General features: G+C 46.3%; 14 protein-coding genes. 12 read left to right on the top strand and 2 right to left on the bottom strand.

The window, feature by feature from the left end; all coding sequences use genetic code 11:
• Nucleotides 1-63: 63 nt before the first annotated feature.
• Nucleotides 64-744: a hypothetical protein gene (locus HMPREF3090_RS01850; protein ID WP_067975693.1), complete on the bottom strand. Its 681-nt coding sequence runs from the start codon at nucleotides 742-744 to the stop codon at nucleotides 64-66.
• A complete protein-coding gene (locus tag HMPREF3090_RS01855) occupies nucleotides 731-1,315 on the bottom strand; it encodes a tRNA 5-(aminomethyl)-2-thiouridylate-methyltransferase MnmM (protein ID WP_067975696.1) in 585 nt (194 codons plus the stop codon). Before HMPREF3090_RS01855 ends, HMPREF3090_RS01850 begins: the two co-directional genes overlap by 14 nt.
• 176 nt (nucleotides 1,316-1,491) lie before the next feature.
• On the opposite strand from HMPREF3090_RS01855, the gene HMPREF3090_RS01860 reads away from it, so the two are divergent.
• The 12 genes from HMPREF3090_RS01860 to pta all read left to right on the top strand — a co-directional run bounded on the left by HMPREF3090_RS01860 (nucleotide 1,492) and on the right by pta (nucleotide 19,201).
• A complete protein-coding gene (locus tag HMPREF3090_RS01860; protein ID WP_067975700.1) occupies nucleotides 1,492-3,249 on the top strand; it encodes a muramidase family protein in 1,758 nt (585 codons plus the stop codon).
• A 357-nt stretch (nucleotides 3,250-3,606) separates the two neighbouring features.
• Nucleotides 3,607-6,021 (top strand): leucine--tRNA ligase, encoded by a 2,415-nt coding sequence (gene leuS, locus HMPREF3090_RS01865; protein WP_070485790.1) that lies wholly within the window; start codon nucleotides 3,607-3,609, stop codon nucleotides 6,019-6,021.
• Between the two features lie 11 nt (nucleotides 6,022-6,032).
• Nucleotides 6,033-6,896 carry a pyridoxamine kinase gene (locus HMPREF3090_RS01870; RefSeq protein WP_067975706.1) on the top strand — a complete coding sequence of 288 codons (864 nt, stop codon included), beginning with the start codon at nucleotides 6,033-6,035 and terminating at the stop codon, nucleotides 6,894-6,896.
• A 182-nt stretch (nucleotides 6,897-7,078) separates the two neighbouring features.
• On the top strand, nucleotides 7,079-8,761 hold the full coding sequence (locus HMPREF3090_RS01875; RefSeq protein WP_067975710.1) for a putative polysaccharide biosynthesis protein: 1,683 nt from the start codon (nucleotides 7,079-7,081) through the stop codon (nucleotides 8,759-8,761).
• A gap of 254 nt (nucleotides 8,762-9,015) precedes the next feature.
• Nucleotides 9,016-10,941 carry a LysM peptidoglycan-binding domain-containing protein gene (locus HMPREF3090_RS01880; RefSeq protein WP_070485792.1) on the top strand — a complete coding sequence of 642 codons (1,926 nt, stop codon included), beginning with the start codon at nucleotides 9,016-9,018 and terminating at the stop codon, nucleotides 10,939-10,941.
• Between the two features lie 206 nt (nucleotides 10,942-11,147).
• Complete coding sequence (gene pepV, locus HMPREF3090_RS01885; RefSeq protein ID WP_067975721.1) at nucleotides 11,148-12,542, top strand: dipeptidase PepV; 1,395 nt, start codon at nucleotides 11,148-11,150, stop codon at nucleotides 12,540-12,542.
• 4 nt (nucleotides 12,543-12,546) lie between these two features.
• A complete protein-coding gene (locus HMPREF3090_RS01890) occupies nucleotides 12,547-13,305 on the top strand; it encodes a TrmH family RNA methyltransferase (protein ID WP_070486003.1) in 759 nt (252 codons plus the stop codon).
• A 23-nt stretch (nucleotides 13,306-13,328) separates the two neighbouring features.
• Nucleotides 13,329-13,868, top strand: a complete 540-nt coding sequence (locus HMPREF3090_RS01895; protein ID WP_070485794.1) for an HD domain-containing protein — start codon at nucleotides 13,329-13,331, stop codon at nucleotides 13,866-13,868.
• 1 nt (nucleotide 13,869) lies between these two features.
• Entirely contained in the window at nucleotides 13,870-14,211 is a 342-nt protein-coding gene (locus HMPREF3090_RS01900) for a winged helix-turn-helix transcriptional regulator (RefSeq protein WP_067975730.1), read from the top strand.
• Nucleotides 14,212-14,639: 428 nt separating this feature from the next.
• Complete coding sequence (gene pheS, locus HMPREF3090_RS01905; RefSeq protein WP_067975734.1) at nucleotides 14,640-15,686, top strand: phenylalanine--tRNA ligase subunit alpha; 1,047 nt, start codon at nucleotides 14,640-14,642, stop codon at nucleotides 15,684-15,686.
• A gap of 8 nt (nucleotides 15,687-15,694) precedes the next feature.
• Nucleotides 15,695-18,124 (top strand): phenylalanine--tRNA ligase subunit beta, encoded by a 2,430-nt coding sequence (gene pheT / locus HMPREF3090_RS01910; RefSeq protein ID WP_070485796.1) that lies wholly within the window; start codon nucleotides 15,695-15,697, stop codon nucleotides 18,122-18,124.
• A gap of 96 nt (nucleotides 18,125-18,220) precedes the next feature.
• Complete coding sequence (pta, locus tag HMPREF3090_RS01915) at nucleotides 18,221-19,201, top strand: phosphate acetyltransferase (RefSeq protein WP_070485797.1); 981 nt, start codon at nucleotides 18,221-18,223, stop codon at nucleotides 19,199-19,201.
• Nucleotides 19,202-19,255: the final 54 nt, after the last annotated feature.

The raw sequence follows: 19,255 nt of genomic DNA on the forward strand, positions 1-19,255 counted from the left end.
TGAGATATTAAAAAGATAAAAACAAAAATCCCCTCAGCTATGACTGAGGAGACCCAAAACTTTTTATTGATTAGCAGTTCTCTTTTTGAGAGCCTGCTTGTGGTCGTACTGGATAAGGAGGGCGAGAAGATAGGCGATGAGGATAAACCAAGCGCCTTGAGGAAGAAGAAAGCTAGCCAGGATCAAACTCGCGATGAGGCTAAGAATGCCCAAGAATCGATAGAAGCTCTTTTCACCAGAAAAGATAGGATCGTGGACTTCCGAGCGCGTGAAGAGGGCAGCCAGGCCTAGAAAGAGGGCGAGGTAGAAAGCGGTGTATTGGTGGCTAACTAGCTGGCTATTCGTATAGAGAATAAGGTAAGTATAGATGATGAGGCTACCGACATAGGCCAGGTGGGGCATTAACTTGACCAGTTTATGGCTGAGCAGGCTGGAGTGGACTAAAAGGTAGGAGAGGATGAGGAGGCGAGGAACCGGCCAACCAAATTCAAAATAGGCCAGGATGAAGAGCAGCCAGACAAGAACTTCAGTAAGGAGGAGGCCTTTGATGTTCTTGACTAGACTAAGTTCTTTACCGTCTGTAAAACAATAGAAAAGTTCGGTTAAGAGCCATTGAAAGGGCAAAATCACGGCCCAGGCTTGCCAGCGCCACTGGTCCACTTGGAAGGCCAGGATTAGGGCTGATAGACTGGCTAAATGCAAGCTATAGACCTTAAAATTGGCTAGCTTTTTAATGGTTGTCATGCGCACTTCCTCCTCTCTTTTCAATAATGATCAGGCGAGGTGGGAGATTGCGTTGGTTAATGAACTGGACTTGGCTAATATTGAAAGCCTCCTGGGGATACTGGCTTAGGTGTTGGCAGACCGTCTCATATTCTTCCATACCTCCTGGGTGTCCTAGGTAGGCGGCGACAAGAATCTTAGCCCCTGCTTTAAGATACTGGCAACATTGGTCCAAGGCTTGACAAGTTGATTGGCCCTGCGTGATAATGGCCTTGTCCGCACCGGGCAGGTAGCCTAGGTTAAAGCAAGCTAGATCGATTGCAAGCCCTTCTGGCAAATACTGGTCCAAGCAGGCATGGTCCGCTTGGATGAGAGTCACTTGCTGGTCCAACGCTTCTTTCTCTAAGCGTTCTTGGCTGCGCTGGATCGCCTCAGCTTGGATATCGAAGGCATAGACCATACCTTCTTGGCCAACTAAACGGGCTAAAAAGGCAGTATCTTGGCCTGTTCCAGCGGTGCCATCGAGCGCTGTCATACCGGGACTCAGGCTCTCTTCTATGATGTGGTGGTAGATTTGGATAATATTATGCATGAATTGCAACCTCGATTCTAAATTGGAGTTCAAAGCTTAGGCTTATTATAGCATTTCCTCCTAGATTACAAAAAGGTTACAAATATTAAAAGTCCATACTTTTATAAAATTCACCCCATTTTAGCTAGATTTGAATTATAATAGAAACAAGTAAATTTAAACAGGAGGCTGACACGTTGAAATTGACATTAAATAAAGCTCAACTTTTGAAAACTGGTGCCTTAATCTGTGGGTCTGCAGCTGTTGTGGCAGCAGTCAGTGCCGACCTAACAGAAACCGTGTCTGCAGACCAAGTCGCAGTCACAGCCACTTCGACCAGAACCAATCAATTCTTAAACAAAGTGGTTCCCCATGCCACTGAACTTGCAGGTCAAAATGACCTCTATGCTTCTGTGATGATTGCTCAAGCCGTCCTTGAATCAGGCTGGGGATCAAGTAGCTTATCTCAAGCACCTTATAACAATCTCTTCGGTATCAAAGGAAACTACCAAGGCAATTCAGTCGTGATGAATACCCTTGAAGATAATGGCTCAGGTTCTTATTATGGGATCCGTGACGGTTTTAGAGCTTATCCATCTTATCGTGAGTCCTTAATTGACTATGTGGGTCTCTTGAAGAACGGCCCTTCCTTTAATTCTAATTTCTACAGTGGGGCATGGAAATCGAATACCAACTCCTATCGTGATGCGACAGCTTGGCTAACTGGCCGTTATGCGACGGACACCTCTTATGGCCCCAAGCTAAACAACTTGATCGAAACGTATGGTTTGACTGCCTATGACCAAGGAGGCAGCGCGCCATCAGTTAAGACCCAAGCTCGTCAAAATCTTAGTCAAAAGCAAAGTACTGGCAAGTCTTATACGGTTAAACCAGGGGATGGCCTTTATACAGTGGCACGCAACTTAGGGACAAGTGTTTCCGCCCTCAAGGCTCAATATGGTTTAACGTCAAACTTAATCCATCCAGGCCAAGTCTTCAGCGTGGGAGCCTCCACTAGCAGTCAAAAGGCTCAGCCAGCTCCAAGCAGTCAAGACACTAAGCAGGCTAATACGCCGTCTACGGGCAAGTCTTATACGGTTAAGCCAGGCGATGGCCTTTATACTGTCGCACGAAAGCTGGGGACGACCGTTTCTGCTCTTAAGGCTCAATATGGTTTAACGTCAAACTTAATCCATCCAGGCCAAGTCTTCAGTGTAGGGGCTGCCAATAGTAGTCAAGCGTCTAAGCCGGCACCAAGTCAGCAAATGCCTAAGCAAACAAGTAGCCAGTCGACTGGCAAGTCCTATACGGTTAAGCCAGGTGATGGCCTTTACACCGTTGCTCGTAATCTAGGAACGACTGTTTCAGCTCTTAAAGCGCAATATGGCTTAACGTCTAACTTAATCCATCCAGGCCAAGTCTTCTCCACTTCTGGTGGTCAGACGAGCGCTAAGCAAACGACACAAGCACCTGCGACAAGCCGTCCTCTAGCACCAGCTAGCCAAGCGACACCGGTTGCTAGCGGGCATAAGGTTCAGGCGGGTGATACCCTCTGGCGGATTGCTTCAGCTAATGGCATGACGGTCCAAGAATTGAAGGCATTGAACGGACTCACTGGGTCTAACATCTATGTCGGCCAAGAATTGAAATTGAGCCAATCGCCTGCTAAAGTGGCTCCTGCTTCTCAAGCAGTGACCAGCCAGGCAGCGCCAGTTCAAGCAAGGAGCCAAGCACAGACTCCAGCCCAAGCGCCTGCCAATGCGGCCAGCCAAAGCCAAGCAAGTAGCAGTCCAGCCACAGCTCAAAGCCAAGCCTACACTATCCAGGCGGGGGACAATCTCTACCGGATTTCAGTTAACCATGGGGTAGGGCTAAATGAGCTTTTAGCAGCTAATAATTTGAAACAAGATTCACTGATCCTGCCTGGTCAAAGCTTAACCATTCCTGGTAAATAGGCTGAGGCCAAGGAAGCCACCATGCCAGGTCCTTAACTTGGACTTGGCTTTTTTATGAGAAGAAACTTGGCCCTGGCATGGGAGACGATCCTGTGATACAATGAGTCCATATGATAAAAGGGTTAGAAGTAGTAGGCAAGCGTGCCATGTCAAGAGAGTATGCGTTAGCTGGGAGCATATCATGGCATTTGTTGAACTCATCTAACAGACCTCCATAGCTAAGCGACTGGTGAAGCTATGGCGTTTCGTCCGCGTTAAGGCCATGAGAAGTTGTTTTATCTTAGGTGGTACCGCGTAAAAGACGCCCTAGCAAATTTTGCTAGGGCTTTTTGTATCGATATAGAAAAGGAGAAGAAGATGACATTTAATCATTTAGAAATTGAAAAGAAATGGCAAGGCTATTGGGAAGAACACGATAGCTTTAAGACTTTAGAGGACCATTCCTTGCCTAAATACTATGCCTTGGATATGTTCCCTTACCCATCTGGGGCCGGCCTCCATGTGGGTCACCCAGAAGGTTATACGGCAACAGATATTGTTTCGCGGATGAAACGGGCCCAGGGCTACAATGTCCTCCATCCTATGGGCTGGGATGCTTTTGGCTTGCCAGCTGAACAATATGCCTTGGATACGGGGAATGATCCCGCCCAATTCACTGAACAAAATATCGAAACCTTCAAGAATCAAATTAAGTCACTCGGTTTTAGCTATGACTGGAACCGTGAAGTGAACACGACGGACCCCGATTACTATAAGTGGACCCAGTGGATCTTTACCAAGCTCTATGAGAAGGGGCTTGCTTATGAAGATGAAATCATGGTCAACTGGTGCGAGGCCTTAGGGACTGTGCTCGCCAATGAAGAAGTTATTGATGGGCTTTCCGAACGGGGCGGCCATCCTGTTGTGCGTCGCCCAATGAAACAATGGGTACTGCGGATTACGGCTTATGCGGACCGTTTGCTGGAAGACTTAGATGACCTCGACTGGCCAGAGAGCATCAAGGAAATGCAACGCAATTGGATTGGACGGTCAGAAGGGGCCCAAGTTAACTTCCAAATCAAGGATAGTGAGGAAAGCTTTGAAGCCTTTACCACTCGGCCAGATACCTTATATGGGGCAACTTTCTGTGTGCTCTCGCCTGAACATCCCTTAGTGAAGAAGATTACGACGGCTGACCAAGCCCAAGCAGTCGAAGCTTATGTGGAAGAAGCTTCTCATAAGGCGGACCTGGAACGGACCGACCTCGCCAAGGAAAAAACTGGCGTCTTTACGGGTGCTTATGCCATTAATCCGCTGAGTGGAGAAGAAATTCCGGTTTGGATTGCAGACTATGTCCTGATGTCTTACGGGACTGGTGCCATTATGGCCGTTCCTGCCCACGATAGCCGGGACTATGAATTTGCTAAGCAGTTCGATATTCCGATTAAAGCAGTCATTGAAGGTGGCAATATCGAAGAAGAAGCTTATACCGGTGACGGTAAACATATCAATTCCGCTGAATTAGATGGTCTAGATAAGGAAGAAGCCATCCAGAAAGCCATTGAAGTCTTGGAAGAAAAAGGCGCGGGTGAAGCCCAGGTTTCTTACCGTCTACGCGACTGGGTCTTCTCACGCCAGCGTTATTGGGGCGAACCAATCCCTGTTATCCACTGGGAAGATGGAACGACAACAGCGGTTAAGGAAGAAGACCTGCCTGTGCTCTTACCTAAGGGAGAAAATATTCGACCAAGTGGGACAGGCGAATCTCCTCTGGCTAATTTTGAAGATTGGCTCAATGTCACAGACCCAGAAACAGGGATGAAGGGCAAACGGGAAACCAATACTATGCCACAGTGGGCAGGCTCTTCTTGGTATTTCTTGCGTTACTGTGATCCGCACAATGACCAAGCCGTGATTAGCGAAGAAGCTGCTAACTACTGGCTCAATGTGGACCTCTACATCGGTGGGGCAGAACATGCGGTTCTCCACTTGCTCTATGCCCGCTTCTGGTATAAATTCCTCTACGACTTAGGCATTGTCCCAACCAAGGAACCTTTCCAAAAACTCTTCAACCAAGGCATGATCCTGGGTGAAGGCCATGAAAAGATGTCTAAGTCAAAAGGCAATGTGGTGAACCCTGACGATGTGGTGGAAGCCTATGGGGCAGATACCCTCCGTCTCTATGAAATGTTTATGGGCCCTCTAGATGCTTCGATTGCCTGGAGTGAAGAAGGTTTGGCTGGTTCTCGTAAGTTCCTCGACCGGGTATGGCGTTTAATGATCGACCAAGAAGGCGAGCTGCGCGACCGGATCACAACTATTAATACTGGCGAACTGGACAAGGTTTACCACCAAACCGTTAAGAAGGTCACAGAAGACTATGAGAAATTACACTTTAATACAGCTATTTCCCAATTAATGGTCTTCATTAACGAAGCCTACAAGGCAGAAGCCCTAGCTTTTGAATACATGAAGGGCTTTGTTCAATTACTTGCGCCAATTACCCCTCACTTGGGTGAAGAGCTCTGGGAACGTTTGACTGGCCAAGCTGGGATTTCTTATGTGCCATGGCCAGAATACGATGAAAGCCTCTTGGCGGACGACCAAATTGAAGTGGTTTACCAAGTCAATGGGAAGATCAAGGCCCATGATGAAGTGCCTGCAGACTTGTCGAAAGAAGAATTAGCTGAACGTGCCCAAGCTCACGAACTGATCCAAGCTGAGATTGCAGGTAAAACCATCCGTAAAGTGATCGCCGTACCAAATAAACTGGTTAATATTGTAGCCAACTAAGGGGAGATTGTGTGAAAAAGGTTTTAATTGTTCATGATATTTCCTGCTATGGCAAGTGTTCAACCACTGTTGCCTTGCCTATCATTTCCAGTATGGAGTTGACCGGGACTATCCTTCCCACGGCTCTCTTGTCTACCCATACTGGACCTGGTTTTGAGAATTATACCTATCTCGACCTCAGTCAGGAGATGCCTAAAATTGTTGAAAATTGGCAGACTTACGGCCTTAAGTTCGATGCAGTCTATGTCGGTTACCTGGGAAATATCCAGCAGATCGATTTCTTGCTAGAGACCCTTCCAGACCTGCTAACTGAAGGGGGAAAGTTCTACTTAGACCCAGTTATGGCCGATGATGGGGCTTTCTATCCTGGCTTTGACCAGGCTTATGCCGATAAGATGCGCAGCTTATGCGATATTGCTGATTTGATTATGCCCAACCAGACGGAGGCCAGCCTGATTTATGGCTTGCCTTATCAAGAAGGCTTAGTTGAAGATGAGCTCTTCCAGCAATTCGTCCATGCCTGCAACCAGGTTAAGAAGACGTCCTTGGTCTTAACGGGGGCTGGCTATGACGGGGAAGGGCAAACCGGTGCCCATTATTATGATGCCGATAAGGATGAAGAAGGGCTCAAACAGTCTGATTTTATTGGTCGCAAGCTCCATGGCACTGGGGATATCTTTGGTAGTATCTTGGTGGGAGCTTTAGTCAATGGCTTTAGCTTGGCCGATGCTTCTGCTCTAGCAGTCACCAAGGTCAGTCAGGCCTTGGCCCGTTCCATTGATGAACCCGATGTGGACCGGGAAGGTTTGGCCTTCGAGACCTTGCTTGGTGACCTTTCTGCCATGGTCCGCCAAGAGAAAAAAGCAAATGAATAACTTAAATGAGATGATAGCCCACTTCAGAGATTTTTCTGAAGCGGGCTATATCTTTTCTTTTGACCTTATAATTCTGTAAATTTGACAGGCAAGTTATTGCAAAGTGAAATTGAATTATATATCATGTAGTTAATGTTTAAATTAACTTTGGTTCATCCAATGAAAGAGAGTTGGAATATTAAATGGAAAACGAAAAAGCTCCGATTCGATCGGATGCTGCCGAGCGTATGAGTTCGGGCTCAGCCTGGATGACAGTGGGGACCTTTGCTTCCAGATTACTCGGCTTGCTTTATATTATTCCCTGGGTCCGCTGGATGGGAGATCCCCAAACCGCGGCCGAAGCCAATGCCCTTTATGATATCGGCTATAAATACTATTCAATCTTTTTGGTCATCTCTACAGCCGGTGTGCCTTCAGCCATCGCTAAGCAGATGGCCTACTACAATGCTCGTAAACAATATGACACGAGCCAGCAGCTCTTTAGGAGTGGGACCATTCTCATGTTAGTAATGGGCCTCGTTTCGGGCCTCGTCCTCTTCTTCGCAGCGCCCTGGCTGGCAGAATCGACGCCAACACGGGAGGTCAGCCATGCTGTTCTTACCATTCGGTCTTTAGTGCCTGCTTTGATTCTCTTCCCCTTACTTTCGATCTTTAGGGGCTACTTCCAAGGTCATCAGGATATGAAGCCAAGTGCCATTTCTCAGATTACGGAACAATTTTTCCGGGTGGCTTATATGCTGGCGTCGGTTTATGTCATCCGTCGTATCTTCGATGGCTCTGTTGTCACTGCGGTTAGCTATTCGACTTTTGCCGCCTTCATCGGTGGGGCAGTGGCCATTTTGACCCTAGCTTTCTATTATTTGCGCCACCGCAAGGAGTATCCGGTGTCACTGACTAAGAAGGCCAGCTACCAGGTCAAAACGTCCGGGATGATCAAAGAAATTATTATGATCGCCATTCCTTTCATCATTACAGGCTCTGGTATTGAATTAACCCAGTTGATCGATACCAATACCTTCATGCCTATCATGGAGAAGGTGAGCAATTTAGGACAGGCTGATATCATTTACGAATACGGGATCTTTTCCGCTAATATTAATAAATTAGTGACTGTCCTCGTCTCCCTGGCCCTGGCTATCGGAGCAACTTCTATTCCAGTGATTGCGAATACTTATTCACGGGAATTGGACCATCAGGAACGATCAACTAGCCAACCCCTTCTACGCGAGACTAGCCACTTGGTCATTCATAACCTGCAACTCTTCTTAATGGTTATGTTGCCAGTAGCTTTAGGTCTCTTTATCTTGGCCGGCCCCGTTTATAATTTAGTTTATCGGCCGGATGCTTTAGGTAGCATGTATTTGAGAATTTCTTGCTTCACCGCTCTGGGAATGGGCGCTTACTCGGTCCTAGTCTCCGTCTTACAGGCAATGGACCACCATAAGCAAGCGGTAATCGGCCTAGCTCTGGGCTTGGTGATGAAGTTAGTATGGCAATATCCTCTAATTTACTTCCTCGGAACACCTGGCGCTATGCTAGCGACGATTATTTCTTTCACAACGATTTCTCTCTACTATCTCTACCACATCCATCGTTTAGTTGGCTTCCGCTACCGGGAACTCCTAAATGAAAGTTTACCGATTGTTCTCTCTGCCTTTATTATGTTCCTTGTGGCAGGCCTGCTCTACTTGATTCTAGCTTATCTCCTGCCCATGCCTAATCTCCTCGGCTCAATTGTCATTAGCCTCTTGGTAGTTGCCGTTGCGGTATGGGTTTACCTCCTCTTAATGCTTAAGAGCCACAAGCTAGACCTGGTTCTCGGTGTACGCGCTGAAGAGCTGCGCCGCAAGTTAGGACTTAGCTAGTTTTTTTAAACACAGCGAACTAGTTCTAAAGTTTGCTGTGTTTTTATTTATCCCAAATATGAAAGCGCTAGCATTAAGTTTTGCTTTACGTTATAATAAAGATAGGAAGGGAAGTCTCCCCATAAATTTAATTAATATTACAAATGTTACGATAACTATGAAATATTTGTAACAAAAGCCTTCCCATTCCTCTTGGTTAGCGGTATGATAGAAGCACTTAGAAGATTAAATGTTAAAGCGAGGGGGTTTTAACAATGGAAGCAATGACAAAGAATAAAGGACAAGTTATTAAGAAATTATCACTTGCATCACTTGCCTTAGTATCTACTGCCGCTTATCAATTATGTCGAGAAAGTGTAAAAGCTGATGAAATTAACCAACACCAGGTTCAAGCGGGAGATTCACTCTGGAAGATTGGGAATACTTATGGCGTCAGCATTGACCAATTGAAGAACTGGAACCAACTGAAGGATAACTATGTCTTGCACCCAGGGGATACCTTGTATATCCAAGACCAAAGCCCTGCAGCTCAGACACAAGAGCCAGCCAGTCAAGCTGCAAAGCCTGCTAGCCAGCTAGAAAATCAAGCACCAGTTAGCACGAGCACGCCAACAAGTCCTGCACCAAAAGCAGAAACAGCAAAACAAGCTGAAGCTGCAGAAACGACTTACCAAGTTAAGGCAGGCGATTCGCTCTGGCGGATTGCTAAGAATAATGGGGTCAGCTTGGATGATTTATTGGCATGGAACCAACTCAAGACGGATAGCCTGATTCTTCCTGGTAAGCAACTCGTGGTCAAGGCTCCGGCTAAAGCACCAAGCAAAGAAATAGCAACTAACACAGAAACAGAACAAGCTGCTGAAGAGACTGGAAGCCCTTATGTTCGTGACCAAAAGACCTTTAAGGATGTCAATGCAGCGGTTAAATACGCCCGCGACCATTTTGATTACAAGCGCCACAAACAATTCTATGTGAATTGGCAAGCAGATGGCACCTACACGGTCGATTGGGAAATGCAAGCGGGTCAAAGACAAAAACCTGCCCTTCGTCAAGATGATAAGAAGGCTCCAAGCGCAGCCACTTATGCTGTGAAGGCTGGCGATTCACTCTGGGCCATTAGCCAACGTTATGGCGTCAGCATCCAAGACCTGATGAAATGGAATCAATTGACGCCACAGAGCGTCATCCATCCCGGACAAAAGCTTCAAGTTAAGGCAAGCCAAGCGCCTCAAGTGAAGGTTGATCAGGCAGAAAGCAAGGCAAAAGGACAAGCTAGTGACTACCAAGTCAAGGCTGGCGATTCACTCTGGGCCATTAGCCACCGCCATGGGGTCAGCATCCAAGATCTCATGAAGTGGAACCATTTAACCGCTCAAAGTGTTATCCATCCTGGACAAAAGCTAGTCATCCAAGCCCCTCAAGTAGCTGAAAATAATCAAGTAAAGCCCACTCCTGCTCCTGAAGTCACAGCACAAGGACGCTTAGTTGATCCTAAGCGCTTTGATGATGTGAAAACAGCAGTTCAATATGGGCGGGCCCACTTTGATTACACCAAACACAAAGAATTTTATGTGAACTTAGGCAAGGATGGCCGCTATGTCCTCGAATGGGAAATGAAAGACCAAGTCGCCAAGCCAAAAGAAGTGAAAGTAAGCCATCAAGGCCAGGCCAATTACAAAGTCAAAGCAGGCGACTCACTCTGGGCCATTAGTCAAAGAGAAGGCGTAACGGTTAATGACTTGATGAAGTGGAACCAACTGAATGCCAATTCTGTGATCCATCCTGGTGACCAACTGCTTGTTAAGAAAGCAGCCGGCCAAAAGACTTCAAACGCTCCTCAAACAGAGAAGACCACTAATCCTTATGTCAGAGATGCCAAGAATTTCCAAAGCATTAAGGATGCTGTCCGTTACGGGCGTCAAAATTTTGACTACAAGCGCCACAAAGAATTCTATGTCAACTGGGATAATGGCCACTATGTGATCGATTGGGAAATGAAGCCAGGTGTTAAAGAACAGATGGCTGATAATAGCCCCGAAAAGACCAACTATACCGTCAAAGCAGGGGATTCGCTCTGGTTGATTGGGGTTCGTCATGGTGTTAGTGTCGACCAATTGAAGGAATGGAACCATCTGACGTCTGATTTCCTACAAATTGGTGACCAATTAGTGATTAAATAGGAGACTTTAACAAAAGTTCGTTAATTAATAAGAGGCTGGAGCTTTTCTCAAGCCTCATTCAGATAAAGAGGCAGGGCAACTTGCCTCTTTCTTTTGATCGTAAAGATTTAAATTTTATAAAGTTTTTAAAGCTTTCATATAGTAAGTGGCTTTAAACTGAGGGGAAATATGCTATAATTGATAAAAAAGATGGAGGCGTTTACCTTATGACAATTCATTGGACACAAGAAGCACAGAAACGCTATGAGGCTTATTATGAAGACCTCTTTACTTTACTGAAAGTGGATAGTGTACGAGATGACAGCCAAGCTAGTGCAGAAGCACCGGTTGGGCCAGGCCCTAAAAAGGCCTTAGAGACCTTCCTTTCTATGGCTGAGCGCGATGGTTTCCAAACCGCTAATATCGATAATATTGCCGGCCGGGTTGAATTTGGTGAGGGCGACGAAATCCTGGGTATCTTAGCCCACGTGGATGTGGTGCCTGTGGATAAATATTGGGAGACGGATCCTTTTGATCCTGTGATCAAGGACGGCAAGCTCTATGCCCGGGGAGCAAGTGATGACAAGGGGCCTCTCATGGCTGCTTACTATGCCCTAAAGATTATTAAAGACTTGGAACTTCCTGTTTCTAAACGGGTGCACTTTATCGTAGGGACCGATGAAGAGAGCGACTGGAAGTGCATGGACCGCTATTTTGAAAGCGAAGTGAAACCGGACTTTGGCTTCTCACCAGATGCTGAATTTCCCATTATTAATGGGGAAAAAGGCCAGTACACCAGTCATCTCACTTTTTCACCTTTCCAAGGGGACTTAGTCAGCTTTGAAGGCGGCCAGCGTGAGAACATGGTGCCTGCTGAAGCCCAAGCCCGTTTGGCGAACAAAGATCTCGACCAAGTTCAAGCTGCTGTAGCAGACTTCCAAAAAGCTCATCCAGCTGCCAGCTTAACGGTTGAAGCAACAGACCAAGGGCAAGTCCTTGTCGCTTGTGAAGGGAAAGCAGCCCATGCTATGGATCCTTCTCAAGGAGAAAATGCGGCAACTTACCTGGCTCTTTTCTTGCAGGGACTGAGCGACGATTTAGCTAAAAATAGCTTTATCAGCTTTACGGCAGACCGTCTTCACGAAGACTTCTATGGGGAAAAATTAGGCCTTGCCCACCATGATGACGTGATGGGAGATCTCACCCTTAATCCAGGCGTCTTTGCAGTTGAGGGCGACCAAGTTAAGGTCACTTTAAACATGCGGGTGCCTCAGGGCATTAGCTATGAAGAGATTGGTAGCCGTTTGGATGAGCTCGGCCAAGACTATGCCTTTAGCCGGGAAGATGGCAAGTCGAACAAGGCTCCCCACTATGTGCCAGCTGATGACCCCTTGGTAACTACCTTACTCGATGTTTACGAGAAATATACTGGTGAAGTTGGCCAAGAAAAAGTGATCGGGGGCGGAACTTACGGGCGTCTCTTCGAACGCGGCGTGGCCTTCGGTGCACTTTTCCCTGATTCACCAGATACCATGCACCAAGCCAATGAATTCGCCCGCCTCAAAGACCTTGAAAAGGCGATGGCTATCTATGCTGAAGCCATTTACCGCTTAATCAAATAAGATGATGATTGAATCCAAACAGAACCCGCAGATTAAAGCCATTAAGAAATTGCAGCAAGCGAAGGGAAGGCGGAAGGCCAAGCGCTATCTTCTGGAAGGCCCTCACTTATTGGAAATGGCCTTAGAAGCGGGAAAACAGCCAGAATTAATCTTATGCACGGAGGCTAGCTTTAAGGCTGATTATGCGAACTGTAACTGTCAATTGATCAGTCCACAGCTAGCCGGTTATCTGGCAGAAACAGAAAGCACTCAGGCGGTTTTTGCGGTGATGCCCTTGCCTGAACCGGTCGCGCTTGACCAGTTGACATCTTCTGCTATTCTCCTCCTCGATGGCCTCCAGGACCCAGGTAATCTGGGCACTATTATCCGTACAGCGGATGCCCTAGGTTACCACAGCCTGATCCTTGGTAAAGGGAGCGTTGATCCTTATAATAGTAAGGCCTTGCGCGCCATGCAGGGGAGCCAGTTCAAACTCCAAATTGTCCAGGCTGACTTGGACCAAGCCATCCCTCAATTGCAGAGCCAGGGTTACCGGATCGCTGCTTCCACCCTGTCCAGTGATTCACAGAGTGTCAAGGATTACTGTTTGACAGATGCCAAAAAATGGGGCATTATATTAGGTAATGAGGGTAACGGGGTTAGCCCCGACTGTATTGAATTGGCGGATGTCAGTTTGCATATTCCTATGACTGGGCAGGCTGAATCCTTAAATGTCGCCATTGCAGCTGCAATTATGATGTACGAATATCGTCCCGTGATTTAGAAAGTAGAAAGAGTGATGAGTGAATGCACAAACACACACGACCATGGGAATCTGACAGCGACTACTTAGAGCTCGTAGCCGATATTAAAGACCATCAATTTATTAAAGATTTGGAACGCTTCCCCCAACATATTCATGGAAACCGGATGATTCATTCTTTTCAAGTATCCTACAAGAGCTATAAGATTGCGCGTAAGTTAGGTTTAGACTACCGGTCGGTGGCACGTGCAGGCTTAATGCATGACTTGTTCTATTATATGCCTGGCGAGTTATCATTCTCACACGGCAATCACTTAAGCAACCATCCCTACATTGCCTTGCAGAATTCGCGTGCTTTAACAAGCCTCAATCCAATCGAAGAAGATATTATTGTTAAGCATATGTGGCTGGCAACGGCTGCACTTCCTAAGTATCGGGAATCTTATATCGTGACCATGGTTGATAAGTGGGTAGCTTGCGAAGATTTTGCTTATCCGCTTTTCCGTAACTTTAGCACAAGCTTCCAGTGTAAAGTTTATAAATATTTCTTGGGCTTAGACCTGAGAGAAGAAATGAGAGATTAAGATGACAACAGAGAAACACGTGCCGACACTGTGTCCTAAATTTGAACGTGGTTTTCAGTTGATTGGTAAGAAATGGAACGGTCTAATCATCCAAAGTTTATTAAATGAGCCTTTGCGTTTTGGGCAATTGCGTGACAGTATCAATGGTATTTCTGACCGGGTGTTAATCGAGCGCTTGCGTCAACTGGGCCGGTTAGGTATCGTTTGTCGCAAAACTACAGAAATTGATTCCCACCAGGTGGCGCTCTATAGCCTGACCGAAAAAGGTCTGGAGTTAGAACCTGTTCTTAACAATCTTCACCAATGGGCTGATGAGTGGATGGCTAAAGATGATAAAATTTAATATAAAAAATAAAGGGCTGGGGCAAAATGCTTCAGCCTTTTCTACTCAGACTTGCTGATAGCTTCTGTTTTAAAACTTTGGTCTGGTATTGGCTTTATACAGGATTTGAGTTGACGCTAAGTTGAATTTTGCTTATAATAAGTTGTAATATCACGTTGATAGAAGACGGAAATAGTCACAAGTGTAGCCAGGAAGAGAAATCAGCGACTGAGAGTTTCTTCTACATGGACTAGGCCCTTTCACTTCTTGAGTAGGCACCGGGACCGGATGGAAAAGGTGTCCGCAAGCCAGCGTTAAAGGCTTTGAGTGTCAGCAGTAATTTTTGTCAGCTGAAACAAGGGTGGTCCCGCGGTCTTTCGTCCCTTTGAGGGATGGAAGGCTTTTTTGTTTTCTATTAAATTAAATGGCATTGAATAAAAGGAGTTATCATGGATATCATTGAACAATTGAAAGCTTTAGAGAAGGAAATGCATGATCAATTATCCCAGCTAACGGATCTTGATGGTGTTAAACAATTACGGATTGATTATCTCGGTAAGAAGGGGGCATTGACCCAGACCTTACGGGGAATGAAGGACTTGTCCAATGAAGAACGGCCTAAAGTGGGGGCCTTCGCTAATGAATTGAAGACCAAGTTAGCGGCTGCATTGGACCAAAAAGAGGAAAAATTCCAAGCTGAAGCTCTAGAAGCAGCCTTGGCAGCTGAAACAATTGATGTTAGCCTGCCTGGTCAAGAAGTTCAGCTCGGTAAGCCACACATTATTGCCCAAGTGATGTCGGATATTGAGACCCTCTTTGTGTCCATGGGTTATGAAGTTGTCGAAGGTCCAGAAATTGAATCCGACTATTACAACTTCCAGCGGATGAACCTACCAGAAAACCATCCGGCCCGCGATATGCAGGATACCTTCTATGTCAATAAGGACGTCCTCTTGCGGACTCACACCTCACCTGTCCAAGCACGGACCATGGACCAGCACGACTTCTCCAAGGGTCCGCTTAAGATGATCAGTCCAGGTAAGGTTTACCGTCGGGATGATGATGACGCCACCCACTCCCACCAATTCCACCAAATTGAGGGCTTGGTAGTGGCTGAAAATGTAGGCTTGGCTGATTTGAAGGGGACCCTCGAAGTCTTTGCCCAACACATGTTCGGGGCAGACCGGGAAATTCGTCTTCGCCCATCCTATTTCCCATTCACTGAACCTTCTGTTGAAATCGACATTTCTTGCTTTAAGTGCGGAGGCAAGGGCTGCAATATCTGTAAGCAGAGTGGCTGGATTGAAATCCTCGGTGGAGGGGTTGTCCATCCAAATGTCTTAGAAATGTCAGGCGTAGATAGTGAGCGGTATACCGGTTTCGCTTTTGGGATTGGGCCAGACCGGGTGGCTATGTTGAAGTACGGAATTGAAGATATCCGTCACTTCTACCAAAATGACCTACGCTTCTTAACACAGTTCCAAGAAAAGGGGTAAGCAAGTAAATGAAAGTATCAATTGAATGGTTAAATGAACTTATTTCTCTAGAGGGGATTACAGCGGAAGAACTCGCTGATAAGATGTCACGGACAGGGATTGAAGTCGATGGATTGGAAAATCTAGGGAGTGTCTTGAAGAAGGTTGTTGTTGGACATACCCTCGAATTTGTTGACCATCCAGATTCAGACCACCTCCATATCTGCCAAGTCGATGTTGGTGAAGAAGAGCCTTATCAAATCGTCTGTGGCGCGCCTAATATTGCAAGCAATCAAAAAGTTATCGTCGCCCTTCCTAACTCACGGATTAAAGGCAATGTAAAGATTAAGAAAGGAAAACTGCGCGGCCAAGTTTCCCAAGGGATGATTTGTAGCTTAGAAGAAATCGGCTTTGAAGAAAATGTCGTTCCTAAAGAATTTGCTAATGGGATTGCTGTCTTACCAGAAGATGCACCAGTCGGAACTTCGATTGTTGACTATCTCAAGCTAGACGATCCGATTCTTGATTTGGATGTGACACCTAACCGGGCAGATGCCTTGTCAGTCAGAGGGAATGCTTGGGAAGTGGCTGCTATTTATGGCCGCCAGCCTGAGTTTTCTAGTGAAGATGTTGACACATTCGCTAAGCAATCGGACCTGGCAGAACTTGTCTCCATTCAAGTGGATGATCCAGACATGGTCCCTGAATACAATGCCTTCTTGGTACGCAATGTGAAGATCCAGCCTAGTCCGCTAGCTGTCCAAGTGCGCTTAATGAAGTCAGGCATCCGTCCTATTAATAATATTGTAGATGCGACCAACTATGTCTTGCTCGAATACGGCCAGCCTCTACATGCCTTCGACTACGATAAATTAGGAACAGGCAAGATTGAAACACGGATGGCCCAAGCGGGTGAGACCCTGCAAACTCTCGATGGCGAAGAGCGTCAGTTGACGGAGGAAGATATCGTGATTACGGATGGCCAAAAGCCAATTGCCTTAGCGGGCGTTATGGGGGGCTACGATACGGAAATTGATGAGTCCACACAAAATGTCTTGCTTGAAGCAGCGATGTTTGAACCTATCCATATTCGTAAGACAGCCCGCCGCTTAGGCTTGAGAAGCGAATCTAGCATGCGTAATGAACGTGGGGTTAACCAAGCGACGATCGCGGAAGCGGGCTATTATGCCGCTCAATTAATGGTTGCCTGGTCTTCGGGCGACTTAGAACCAGGATTTGCCCAAGCTTCTACATTAGATCATGGGGATGTGAAGGTGGATTCTTCCTTGGCTTATATTAACCGTGTCTTAGGGACCGCATTAACTTACCAGGATATTGAACAAGTCTTTGCCGACTTGCAATTTGGCTTAGAAGGGGATGCCGACCACTTCACTGTAACTGTTCCGCCACGCCGTTGGGATATTCATATTCCAGCTGACTTAACAGAAGAAGTTGCTCGCATCTATGGTTACGACAAGATTCCTTCCCATCTCCCTGACGCCCAAGGTTATAAAATTGGCCTGACCGAGCGCCAACAATTCGACCGTCGAGCTCGTCAGACCATGCAAGCTCTTTCCTTCAACCAAGTCATTGGCTATAACTTGGTCAGTGCGGAAGCTTTAAATGTCTTGCAATTAGAAGAAAGAGCAGCCGTTGAGCTGGACTTCCCGATGAGTGAAGACCACCGTTTCATGCGGACCAATTTGCTGACTACTGATCTCGATATCACCCGTTATAATATCGCTCGCAATATCAAAAATGTTGCCATTTATGAGAGCGGCCGCATTTCCTACTGGGAAGACGGCCAGCCAGTTGAAGAAAACCACTTGGCAGCCGTTTGGACTGGTAACCGCATCGACCAATCTTGGCAAGGTCAAGACCAGGCAGTTGATTTCTTTGCGATGAAGGGGATTGTTGAAGCTTTGCTCGCTTCCATGAACCTGGCTTGCAGTATCCGCTACCAGGCTGCGCATGATATCGCTGATACCCATCCAGGACGGACCGCCCGTATTTTAGCTGATCTCGGGGAAGAAGAAATTGTTCTTGGTTTTATCGGCCAGCTCCACCCACAAACAGCGGATAGCTATGACTTGGCTCAAGCCACTTACGTCTTTGAACTGTCCTTAGACCGGCTCTTTGACCTACCTAAGCAAACGATTGTCCAAGAAAGTATTCCAAAATTCCCAGGCATTAAGCGGGATATTGCCCTTCTCGTTGATGAAAGTGTCAGTCACGCTGAAATCCAAGCCTGCATCCAAGAAGCAGGGAACAAATACTTGCGGGATATCCAAGTCTTCGACCTCTATACTGGTGACAAGATCGAAGCAGGTAAGAAATCTTTAGCTTATCAACTGTCTTACCTGAACCCAGAAGCCACCCTCCAAGACGACGAGGTTACGGCTAATGTGGACGCTATAATTCAATCTCTAAGTCAGGAGTTGGGAGCCCAAGTTCGCTAAGAATTGAGTGAGAATTCGACCACTTCAAGAGGAATTTTGGTCAAAGTATGATAAGATAAAAGTAGACATATGATAATAAATTAGGAGGTCAAAATAATGGATATGTTTGAGAGCTTAAAAGCTAAAATTCAAGACAAAAAAGTGCGCATTGTTTTCCCTGAAGGTGCTGAAGAGCGCATTCAAGGAGCCGTTGTTCGCTTGAAGCAAGATGGTTTAGTGGAACCTGTCTTACTAGGTAACCCTGATGACTTACAAGCTAAGGCAAAAGAATTCGGCTTCGATTTGTCTGGAATTGAGATTGTAGATCCCAATAACTACGATGCTTTTGATGAAATGGTAGATGCCTTTGTAGAACGCCGTCGTGGCAAAGCAACAGAAGAACAAGCTCGTGAAATTCTTAAAGATGAAAACTACTTCGGGACAATGTTAGTTTATCAAGACAAGGTTGATGGCTTGGTATCAGGGGCTGTCCACTCAACAGGGGATACCGTTCGTCCTGCCCTCCAAATCGTTAAGACTAAAGAAGGCGTTCGTTCCACTTCAGGTGCCTTCATCATGGTTCGTGACGATGAACGCTATGTCTTCGCAGACTGCGCCATTAACATTGACCCTGACAAGGACGCTCTGGCTGAAATTGCCATTGAATCTGCAAAGACTGCTGAATTGTTCGATATTGAACCAAATGTGGCTATGCTAAGCTTCTCTACCAAGGGATCTGCTTCTGCTCCCCAACAAGAGAAAGTTGCTGAAGCAGTGGCAATTGCTCAAGAAAAAGCGCCTGAACGCTTCAACATCGATGGTGAATTACAATTCGATGCGGCTTTCGTTGAATCTGTCGGCAAACAAAAAGCACCTGATTCTAAGGTAGCAGGCCAAGCAAAAGTCTTTGTCTTCCCAGAAATCCAATCGGGTAACATTGGCTATAAGATTGCTCAAAGACTTGGCGGCTTCGAAGCAATTGGGCCTATCTTACAGGGTATGGCTAAGCCAATTTCTGACCTCTCACGCGGATGTAACGAAGAAGATGTTTATAAGATTTCAATCATTACCGCTAACCAAGCTTTGTTGGATGACTAAGCGAGCGGATAAGAATTTAGAAAAGAGGCTGGGACAAAAGTTCCGGCCTCTTTT

It is taken from the genome of Aerococcus sp. HMSC23C02 (assembly GCF_001806805.1).
GTDB classification, from domain to species: Bacteria; Bacillota; Bacilli; order Lactobacillales; family Aerococcaceae; genus Aerococcus; species Aerococcus sanguinicola.

Coding starts and splice junctions, on each gene's coding strand:
- leuS (WP_070485790.1), top strand. CDS start 3,607: ATGACATTTAATCATTTAGAAATTGAAAAGAAATGGCAAGGCTATTGG.
- HMPREF3090_RS01890 (WP_070486003.1), top strand. CDS start 12,547: ATGATTGAATCCAAACAGAACCCGCAGATTAAAGCCATTAAGAAATTG.
- pepV (WP_067975721.1), top strand. CDS start 11,148: ATGACAATTCATTGGACACAAGAAGCACAGAAACGCTATGAGGCTTAT.
- pta (WP_070485797.1), top strand. CDS start 18,221: ATGGATATGTTTGAGAGCTTAAAAGCTAAAATTCAAGACAAAAAAGTG.
- pheS (WP_067975734.1), top strand. CDS start 14,640: ATGGATATCATTGAACAATTGAAAGCTTTAGAGAAGGAAATGCATGAT.
- HMPREF3090_RS01900 (WP_067975730.1), top strand. CDS start 13,870: ATGACAACAGAGAAACACGTGCCGACACTGTGTCCTAAATTTGAACGT.
- HMPREF3090_RS01850 (WP_067975693.1), bottom strand. CDS start 744: ATGACAACCATTAAAAAGCTAGCCAATTTTAAGGTCTATAGCTTGCAT.
- HMPREF3090_RS01875 (WP_067975710.1), top strand. CDS start 7,079: ATGGAAAACGAAAAAGCTCCGATTCGATCGGATGCTGCCGAGCGTATG.
- HMPREF3090_RS01880 (WP_070485792.1), top strand. CDS start 9,016: ATGGAAGCAATGACAAAGAATAAAGGACAAGTTATTAAGAAATTATCA.
- HMPREF3090_RS01895 (WP_070485794.1), top strand. CDS start 13,329: ATGCACAAACACACACGACCATGGGAATCTGACAGCGACTACTTAGAG.
- pheT (WP_070485796.1), top strand. CDS start 15,695: ATGAAAGTATCAATTGAATGGTTAAATGAACTTATTTCTCTAGAGGGG.
- HMPREF3090_RS01855 (WP_067975696.1), bottom strand. CDS start 1,315: ATGCATAATATTATCCAAATCTACCACCACATCATAGAAGAGAGCCTG.